The sequence below is a fragment of the Microvirga sp. 3-52 genome (assembly GCF_018383585.1).
Lineage (GTDB): Bacteria > Pseudomonadota > Alphaproteobacteria > Rhizobiales > Beijerinckiaceae > Microvirga.
In genome coordinates this window covers 1-784 of record NZ_JAHAMK010000065.1, presented here as the reverse complement: position 1 = coordinate 784, position 784 = coordinate 1, and the positions used below count along the sequence as shown (strand labels likewise).

Below are 784 nucleotides of genomic sequence, written 5' to 3'. Positions count from 1 at the left end.
TGAAGCTCTCAGCCAAACCCTTGTGGGCTCGAAGCGATATTCTGGTTGTCGCTGATGTGGAGGTTCAGAAATCTGGGCAAAAGGGTTCTGACAAATATCGCATCAATTTTGAGATAAACAGGCACCATGGCCTAGTGTCCCACGACGTGGAAGTCTGGGTATGGCCCACTGGTGGGGATGTGCCACTCTGGCGGTATTCAGGGCGGCGCGACATTGTTGTGGCAGTCAAAGACCGCTTCCTCAAGACCCAGTTATACTCACACATGGCGGGTCAACTCGGCTGGGTTCCTCACACAAGTGATGGACTGACGGCTGCGCCGCTAGACCCATAAATTGATCGGCCAAGCCCAAACTGGACCATTGCTCATCCAGGATTGTTTGTCCAAGCCTTCACGTTCCTCTTCCTCCTGATCGTGATGGTTCCCTCTGGTGAAGCCTTGAGCCCTGAGCGTGTCTTGGGGCTTTCTTTTGCCTGGGCTTCACTTTGAAGAACGACCTCTCATCCGAAGCTCAAGACGAATAGCGCGTAAACCCTGTTTAAGCTCTTGCTCCTGCCGGTTGAACTCATCCTGCAAGTCCCGAAGTTTTGCTGACAAGTGGACCTCCTCCGAAAGGAGTTTCTCATCACTCCAATCTGCACTGAAGGACGAGGATGCCGTGCCACCTTCGATGATGGAGCGAACTTTCTGAAGGGTTGATGGTCCAAATCCTGCGAGTTTCAGAAGATAATCCTCAGGGAGGTTTGCTACTTCAGCCATCGAGGGGCGGCAACCACCAAACTCTC

At 52.8% G+C, this 784-nt stretch carries 1 protein-coding gene; it reads right to left on the bottom strand.

The window, feature by feature from the left end:
- Nucleotides 1-479: 479 nt before the first annotated feature.
- Nucleotides 480-784, bottom strand: a 305-nt coding sequence (locus tag KHP60_RS24460; protein ID WP_213566878.1) for a hypothetical protein, incomplete at its 5' end; no start/stop codon positions are given.